Source organism: Blastococcus sp. SYSU DS0533 (assembly GCF_054050775.1).
Genome location: NZ_JBJGZZ010000008.1, coordinates 171,701 through 180,264, shown reverse-complemented (window position 1 = coordinate 180,264; position 8,564 = coordinate 171,701). Strand labels below are relative to the sequence as shown.

Below are 8,564 nucleotides of genomic sequence, written 5' to 3'. Positions count from 1 at the left end.
CACCCCGGCTGCACCACCCCCGCCGGCTGGGCCGACCTCGACCACGTCATCGCCCACGCCCACGGTGGCGCCACCGCCTGCCAGAACCTGTGCTGCCTGTGCCGCCACCACCACCGGCTCACGACCTTCGCCCCCGGCTGGACCCACACCCTCGACGACGACGGCGTGCTCACCGTCATCACCCCCAGCGGCGTCACCCGCACCACCCGCCCACTGGGCTACCGCGTCCTCACCACACCACCGCAACCACCACCGGACCCCGCGAACCGGCACCCCGACCCGGACGACGACCCGGACCACGACCCGCCACCGTTCTGACGGCGTGCCCGGTCAGCTGGTCCGATTCGGTGATGTCGCGCGCACCCCTGCGGCGATCGCGGCGTCCAGCGCGGGACACTGTCCGCATGACGACGACCAGCCCACCGCAGACCGGAGACCTCTCGCTCCCGGCGCGACCGGGCTGGCCCGACGACAGCGGGCACTTCGGGGTCTTCGGTGGCCGGTTCGTGCCCGAGGCGCTGATCGCCGCTCTCGACGAGCTCACGGAGGCCTACGAGGCCATGCGGGTCGACCCGGCGTTCCTCGCCGAGTTCGCCCGCCTGCAGCGCGACTACACCGGCCGGCCGAGCCCGATCACCGAGGTGCCCAAGTTCGCCGCGCACGCCGGCGGTGCGCGGGTCCTGCTCAAGCGGGAGGACCTGAACCACACCGGCTCCCACAAGATCAACAACGTGCTCGGCCAGGCGCTGCTCACCAAGCGGATCGGCAAGACCCGCGTGATCGCCGAGACCGGCGCGGGTCAGCACGGCGTCGCCACGGCCACAGCGGCCGCCCTCATGGGCCTGTCCTGCACCGTCTACATGGGCGAGGAGGACACCCGCCGCCAGGCGCTCAACGTCGCCCGCATGCGCCTGCTGGGCGCCGAGGTCGTCCCGGTCACCACCGGGTCCCGCACGCTCAAGGACGCGATCAACGAGGCGTTCCGCGACTGGGTGACCAACGTGGAGACGACGAACTACGTCTTCGGCACCGTCGCCGGGCCGCACCCGTTCCCGGCGATGGTCCGCGACTTCCAGCGGGTCATCGGCGACGAGGCGCGCGCCCAGGTGCTGGAGCGCGAGGGGCGGCTCCCCGACGTCGTCCTGGCCTGCGTCGGTGGCGGGTCCAACGCCATCGGCATCTTCACGGCCTTCGTCCCCGATGACGGGGTGCGCCTGGTCGGCCTCGAGGCCGGCGGCGACGGCGTGGACACCCCGCGGCATGCGGCGACGATCACCGGCGGTACTCCGGGGGTGCTGCACGGCGCCCGCTCGTTCCTCCTGCAGGACGAGAACGGCCAGACGGTCGAGTCGCACTCGATCAGCGCGGGCCTGGACTACCCCGGCGTCGGCCCGGAGCACTCCTACCTCCACCACATCGGCCGGGCCGAGTACCGGCCGGTCACCGACGCTGAGGCGATGGAGGCGTTCGCGCTGCTCTGCCGCACCGAGGGGATCATCCCGGCGATCGAGTCGGCGCACGCCCTGGCCGGCGCGCTCACCCTCGGCCGCGAACTCGGACCGGACGCCCTGCTCCTGGTGAACCTCTCCGGCCGGGGGGACAAGGACGTCGAGACGGCGTCCCGCTGGTTCGGGCTCGGCGACCGCCAGGAGGTCGACCCCGGCCCCGGCCTGGACACCGACCAGCGGCCCACCGAGGGTGCGGTCAGCAACGCCGAGGCCGTCGCCGGCCAGGACGCGGGGGAGACGGCGTGAGCGCGCTGGAGGAACGGATCGGGGCGGCGAAGGCCGAGGGGCGCTCCGCGCTGATCGCCTACCTGCCGGTCGGTTACCCGGACGTCGAGGGCTCGATCGAGGCGATGGTGGCCGCGGTCGAGGCCGGGGCGGACGTCGTCGAGATCGGCGTCCCCTACAGCGACCCGGGCATGGACGGGCCCGTGATCCAGGAGGCGGTGGACGTCGCCGTGCGCGCTGGGGTCGGCATGCGCGACGTCCTCCGTGCGGTGGAGGCGGTGGCCTCGGCCGGCGCCGTCCCGGTGGTGATGAGCTACTGGAACCCGATCGAGCGCTACGGCGTCGAGCGGTTCGCCACCGACCTCGCCGCGGCCGGGGGAGCGGGCGCCATCACCCCCGACCTGATCCCCGACGAGGCGGGGGAGTGGATCGCGTCCGCCGAGGACGCCGACCTGGACCGGGTCTTCCTCGTGGCGCCCTCGTCGACCGACGCCCGCCTGCGCTCGACGACCGCCGCCTGCCGCGGGTTCGTCTACGCCGCCTCCACCATGGGGGTCACCGGCACGCGTGCCACGGTCGGCGACGCGGCCGAGAAGCTCGTGGCCCGCACCCGCCAGGCCGCGCCCGACCTCCCGGTCTGCGTCGGCCTGGGCGTCTCGGACGGCGACCAGGCCGCCGAGGTGGCCGCCTTCGCCGACGGGGTGATCGTGGGTTCGGCCTACGTCCGCGAGCTGCTGGAGGGCCGGGGCGTCGACGGGGTCCGCACCCTCACCGGGGACCTGGCCGCCGGGGTCCGCCGGACGGGGGTGCGGGCATGACGGTCCTCGCCGCCCTCCCGAGCCCCACCCAGGGCGTGTGGGAGCTCGGCCCGCTGCCGATCCGCGCCTACGCGCTCTGCATCGTCGCCGGCATCGTCGCCGCCGTCCTCCTCACCGAGCGGCGCTGGGTCGCCCGGGGCGGAGCGCCCGGTGACGTCCTGGACATCGCCGTCTGGGCGGTGCCGTTCGGCATCATCGGCGGCCGCCTGTACCACGTCGTCTCCAGCCCCCGGCCCTACTTCGGCGAGGGCGGCGACCCGCTGCGCACCTTCGCGATCTGGGAGGGCGGCCTGGGCATCTGGGGTGCCATCGCGCTCGGCGGTGTGGGCGCGTGGATCGCCTGCCGGCGACGCGGCATCCCGCTGCCCGCGTTCGCCGACGCCCTCGCGCCCGGGTTGCTGGTGGCTCAGGCGATCGGCCGGCTGGGCAACTGGTTCAACAACGAGCTCTACGGCGGCCCCACCGACCTGCCGTGGGCGCTGACGATCTACCAGTGGAGCGGCGGGCAGGCGGTCACCGGGGCCGACGGCGAGCCGGTGGCGCTCGGCACGTTCCACCCGACGTTCCTCTACGAGCTGCTGTGGAACCTCGCCGCGGCGGCGCTGGTCATCTGGGCCGATCGCCGCTTCCGCCTGGGGCACGGCCGCGCCTTCGCCCTGTACGTGGCCTCCTACTGCGCCGGTCGGCTGTGGATCGAGCTCCTGCGCACCGACCCGGCGGAGACCCTCTTCGGCGTCCGGATCAACGTCTTCACCTCGATCGTCGTCGGCCTGCTCGCCGTCGCCTACTTCGTCTGGCAGCGCGGCCGCCCGCGCGAGGTCGTCGACCGCGGGAACGCCGCGGCGGGAGCGCCGGCGTCGGCCGACGAGCCCGCCGGGAAGTCCTCCGGGCCGGCGTCGGGGGCGACCTCGGCCGGCGGGCGTGAGGACGATCACCGGCCGCCGTCGGCGACCTGACCGGACGGGTGGCGCGGTGCTCCCCGCGGCCGCCGCCGTTCGGCGTGGGGACCATCACGGATCGGCGTCGACCGTGTCAGGACGGTGTTACGGCTGTGTACGCTTCCGCCTGACCCGCCAGAGACCCTGGCGAAGTCGTACTGTCGGACCGGGCCAGTGCTGCCCCGCGGACGACGGCTCACCGGCACCCACCGGTGGGCCCGCGCGTCAGCCGGGCAGGGCCACCTGAGCCTCCCCGGTGTCCCGCGATCCGCACGTGCCGCCATCTCCGCCGCCCTTGACCTCCGGCCCGGGCCTCCGCCCCCGTCCACCCCTCGCCCCCCGAGGGACGACGGTGCGCCGACGACGGGAGTGACATGACCGACCTTCCCGCCCCCGCGGCAGCCAGCACCAGCGCCGTGCCGCCGGCCGTGCCGTTCTCGGCCGTGCCCGCCCCCAGCGGCCTGTACGACCCGGCCAACGACAAGGACGCCTGCGGTGTCGCCTTCGTGGCCGACGCCCGCGGGCGGAGGAGCCGCCGCATCGTGCAGGCGGGCCTCACCGCGCTGCACAACCTCGACCACCGCGGGGCCGCCGGGTCGGAGCCGAACTCCGGCGACGGCGCCGGGATCCTCACCCAGCTCCCCGACGCGCTGCTGCGTGCCTCCGTCGACTTCGACCTGCCGCCGCTGGGCGAGTACTCCGTCGGCATCGCGTTCCTCCCCACCGACGAGGCCGAGCGCGCCGCCCGGTACGAGGAGATCGCCCGTCTCGCCGAGGAGGAGGGGCTCACCGTCCTGGGCTGGCGGGACGTCCCGGTCGACCCCGATGGCGCCGACCTCGGCCCCACGGCGCGCGCGGTCATGCCGCACTTCGCCCAGGTGTTCGTCGCCGAGACGATGGGTGCCCGGGCCGACGAGCGCGCGTTCGGCGGCAACGTCGTCTGCAACGGCGTCACCCGGCTGGAGCGGCGCTCGTTCGTGCTGCGCAAGCGCGCCGAGCGCGCGGCGGTCGACGCGGGCAGCTCGCTCTACATCACCTCGCTGTCGTCGCGGACGATCACCTACAAGGGCATGCTGACCACCGACCAGCTGCCGCTGTTCTTCCCCGACCTGCGCGACGAGCGCTACGAGTCGGCGATCGCCCTGGTGCACAGCCGGTTCTCGACCAACACCTTCCCGAGCTGGCCGCTGGCGCACCCGTTCCGCTTCATCGCGCACAACGGCGAGATCAACACCATCAAGGGCAACCGCAACCGCATGCGGGCCCGCGAGGCCAAGCTCGCCACCGAGCTGTTCGACGGCCCGGCCGGCACCGCCGCGGAGCTCGGGCTCGACCGCATCTTCCCGGTCACCGCCAGCGACTTCAGCGACTCGGCGACCTTCGACGAGGTGCTGGAGCTGCTGCACCTGTCGGGCCGCTCGCTGCCGCACGCGGTGCTGATGATGATCCCCGAGGCGTGGGAGAACCACGACGAGATGGACCCGGCCCGCCGGGCCTTCTACCGGTTCCACTCCTCGATCATGGAGCCCTGGGACGGGCCTGCCGCCGTCTGCTTCACCGACGGCACGCTGATCGGCGCGGTCCTCGACCGCAACGGTCTGCGCCCGGGGCGCTGGTGGCACACCCGGGACGACCTGGTGGTCATGGCCAGCGAGGTCGGCGTCCTCGACATCCCCGCCGCGGACGTCGTCGCCAAGGGGCGGTTGCAGCCGGGCCGCATGTTCCTGGTCGACACCGCCTCCGGCCGGATCGTCTCCGACGAGGAGGTCAAGGGGGCGCTGGCTGCCGAGCACCCGTACGAGGACTGGCTGCACGCCGGTCTCGTGCACCTGCCGCAGCTGCCTGAGCGCCGCCGTTCGCGCCCCAGCCACGAGTCGGTCGTCCGCCGGCAGATGCTCTTCGGCTACACCGAGGAGGAGCTGCGGATGCTGGTCACCCCGATGGCGGCCAGCGGCGCCGAGCCGATCGGCTCCATGGGCACCGACACCCCGATCGCGGCGCTGTCGGACCGGTCCCGCCTGCTCTACGACTACTTCGGGCAGCTGTTCGCCCAGGTCACCAACCCGCCGCTGGACGCCATCCGCGAGGAGCTGGTGACCAGCCTGGGCCGCACCTTCGGCCCGGAGCAGAACCTGCTCACCGCCACCCCGGCGTCCTGCCGGCAGGTGCACCTGCCGTTCCCGGTCATCGACAACGACGAGCTGGCCAAGATCCTGCACATCGACGACGACGGCGACCTGCCCGGTTACGCCGCCGTCCGGATCACCGGCCACTTCGACGTCAACGGCGGGGGAACCGCCCTGGCCGAGGCCGTGGAGCAGCTGCGCACCAAGGTCTCCAAGGCCATCTCGGCCGGCGCCCGGATCATCGTGCTCTCCGACCGCGACTGCGACGAGAAGCGCGCCCCGATCCCGTCGCTGCTGATGACGGCGGCGGTGCACCACCACCTGGTGCGGGAGAAGACCCGCATGGAGGTCGGCCTCGTCGTCGAGTCCGGCGACTGCCGCGAGGTCCACCACGTGGCGCTGCTGCTGGGCTACGGGGCGGCCGCGGTCAACCCCTACCTGGCGTTCGAGTCGATCGAGGACCTCATCCGCGACGGCCACCTCACCGGCGTCGAGCCCGCCCAGGCCGTCCGCAACGTGGTCAAGGCGCTGGGCAAGGGCGTCCTGAAGGTCATGAGCAAGATGGGCATCTCGACCGTCGGCTCGTACACGATGGCGCAGATCTTCGAGGCCGTCGGGCTGTCCCGCGAGGTCGTCGACGAGTACTTCACCGGCACCTCCTGCCCCCTCGGCGGCGTCGGCATCGACGTGCTCGCCGAGGAGGTGGCCATGCGCCACCGCCGCGCCTACCCGGCCAACCCCGCAGAGCGGGCGCACCGCCGGCTCGAGACCGGCGGGGAGTACCAGTGGCGCCGCGAGGGCGAGGTGCACCTGTTCAACCCCGAGACGGTGTTCCTGCTCCAGCACGCCACGCGGTCGCGGCAGTACGAGGTCTTCGAGAAGTACACGCAGTCGGTCGACAAGCTGTCGGAGGAGGCCGCCACGCTCCGCGGCCTGTTCTCGCTGCGGACCGGTGTGCGGCCGCCCGTCCCGCTCGACGAGGTCGAGCCGGTGAGCGAGATCGTGAAGCGCTTCAACACCGGCGCGATGAGCTACGGCTCCATCTCGCAGGAGGCGCACGAGACGCTGGCCATCGCGATGAACCGCCTCGGCGGGCGCTCCAACACCGGTGAGGGGGGCGAGGACCCTGACCGGTTCACCCCGGACCCGAACGGCGACCTGCGCCGCTCGGCGATCAAGCAGGTGGCCTCGGGCCGGTTCGGCGTCACCAGCGAGTACCTGGTCAACGCCGACGACATCCAGATCAAGATGGCGCAGGGGGCCAAGCCCGGCGAGGGCGGCCAGCTGCCCGGTGGCAAGGTGTACCCGTGGGTGGCGCGCACCCGGCACTCGACGCCGGGCGTGGGCCTGATCAGCCCGCCGCCGCACCACGACATCTACTCGATCGAGGACCTCAAGCAGCTCATCCACGACCTGAAGAACGCCAACGACCAGGCGCGGGTGCACGTCAAGCTGGTCGCCGAGGTCGGGGTCGGGACGGTCGCGGCGGGCGTCAGCAAGGCCCACGCCGACGTCGTCCTCATCTCGGGGATGGACGGCGGCACCGGTGCCGCGCCGCTCACCTCGCTCAAGCACGCCGGCTCCCCGTGGGAGCTGGGCCTGGCCGAGACCCAGCAGACCCTGCTGGCCAACGGGCTGCGTGACCGCATCGTGGTGCAGGTCGACGGGCAGATGAAGACCGGCCGGGACGTCATCGTCGCGGCGCTGCTCGGGGCCGAGGAGTTCGGTTTCGCGACCGCGCCGCTCGTGGTCTCCGGCTGCGTGATGATGCGGGTCTGCCACCTGGACACCTGTCCGGTCGGCGTGGCCACGCAGAACCCGGAGCTGCGGAAGCGGTTCACCGGCCGGCCGGAGTTCGTCGTCACCTTCTTCGAGTTCCTCGCCGAGCAGGTGCGCCACTACCTGGCCGAGCTGGGCTTCCGCTCCATCGACGAGGCCGTCGGCCACGCCGAGCTGCTGGACACCCGCCAGGCCGTCGACCACTGGAAGGCCGCGGGCCTGGACCTCGCGCCGGTCCTCGTCGTCCCGGAGCTGCCCGAGGGCGCCCCGCGGCGCGCGGTCCGGACCCAGGACCACGGCCTGGACGTCGCCCTGGACCAGACGCTGATCCAGCTCTGCGAGGGCGCGCTGCTCGACGCGCGGCCGGTGAGCCTCGAGCTGCCGGTGCGCAACGTCAACCGCACCGTCGGCACGATGCTCGGCTCGATGGTCACCCGGCGCTTCGGCGGCGAGGGGCTGCCCGACGGCACGATCGACCTGACCTTCGGCGGGTCGGCCGGCCAGTCCTTCGGCGCCTTCGTGCCGCCCGGCATCACCATGCGGCTCTTCGGTGACGCGAACGACTACGTCGGCAAGGGCCTGTCGGGCGGGCGGATCGTCGTCCGGCCCTCGCGCGAGGCGCCGTTCCTCGCCGAGGACAACGTGATCGCCGGCAACGTCATCGGGTACGGCGCGACCGCCGGGGAGATCTTCCTGCGCGGGCGCGTCGGCGAGCGGTTCTGCGTGCGCAACTCCGGTGCGCTGGCCGTCGTCGAGGGTGTCGGTGACCACGCGCTGGAGTACATGACCGGCGGGCGGGCCGTCATCCTCGGGGCGACCGGCCGCAACATCGCCGCCGGCATGTCCGGTGGCGTCGGCTACGTGCTCGACCTCGCCCGGCACCGGGTGAACCCGGAGATGGTCGACGTCGAGCCGCTGGACGCCGAGTCCGCGCAGTGGCTGCGCGACGTGCTCGTGCGCTACGCCGCCGACACGGAGTCCACCGTGGCCGCCGCGCTGCTGGCCGACTGGGGGCGCTGGTCGGAGCGGTTCAGCGTGATCATGCCGCGCGACTACCGGCGGGCGCTGGAGGCCCGGCGGGCCGCCGAGGCCGCCGGCACGGACGTCGACCGCGCGGTGATGGAGGCGGCACGTGGCTGACGTCGTCGTCCGCAGGTGGATCGAGCAGCA

At 73.3% G+C, this 8,564-nt stretch carries 5 protein-coding genes; all 5 read left to right on the top strand.

Features of this window, described 5'->3' with window-relative positions; genetic code table 11:
- Positions 1-318 (top strand): HNH endonuclease signature motif containing protein (locus ACI79W_RS12215; RefSeq protein WP_456562348.1); only part of this gene is annotated, 318 nt, incomplete at its 5' end.
- Between the two features lie 86 nt (positions 319-404).
- Positions 405-1,754, top strand: a complete 1,350-nt coding sequence (gene trpB, locus ACI79W_RS12210; protein ID WP_456562347.1) for a tryptophan synthase subunit beta — start codon at positions 405-407, stop codon at positions 1,752-1,754.
- Positions 1,751-2,551, top strand: coding sequence for a tryptophan synthase subunit alpha (trpA, locus tag ACI79W_RS12205; protein ID WP_456562346.1), 801 nt, complete (start codon positions 1,751-1,753; stop codon positions 2,549-2,551). Before trpB ends, trpA begins: the two co-directional genes overlap by 4 nt.
- A complete protein-coding gene (gene lgt, locus ACI79W_RS12200) occupies positions 2,548-3,507 on the top strand; it encodes a prolipoprotein diacylglyceryl transferase (RefSeq protein ID WP_456562345.1) in 960 nt (319 codons plus the stop codon). Before trpA ends, lgt begins: the two co-directional genes overlap by 4 nt.
- Positions 3,508-3,863: 356 nt before the next feature.
- On the top strand, positions 3,864-8,534 hold the full coding sequence (gene gltB / locus ACI79W_RS12195) for a glutamate synthase large subunit (protein WP_456562344.1): 4,671 nt from the start codon (positions 3,864-3,866) through the stop codon (positions 8,532-8,534).
- Positions 8,535-8,564 lie beyond the last annotated feature (30 nt).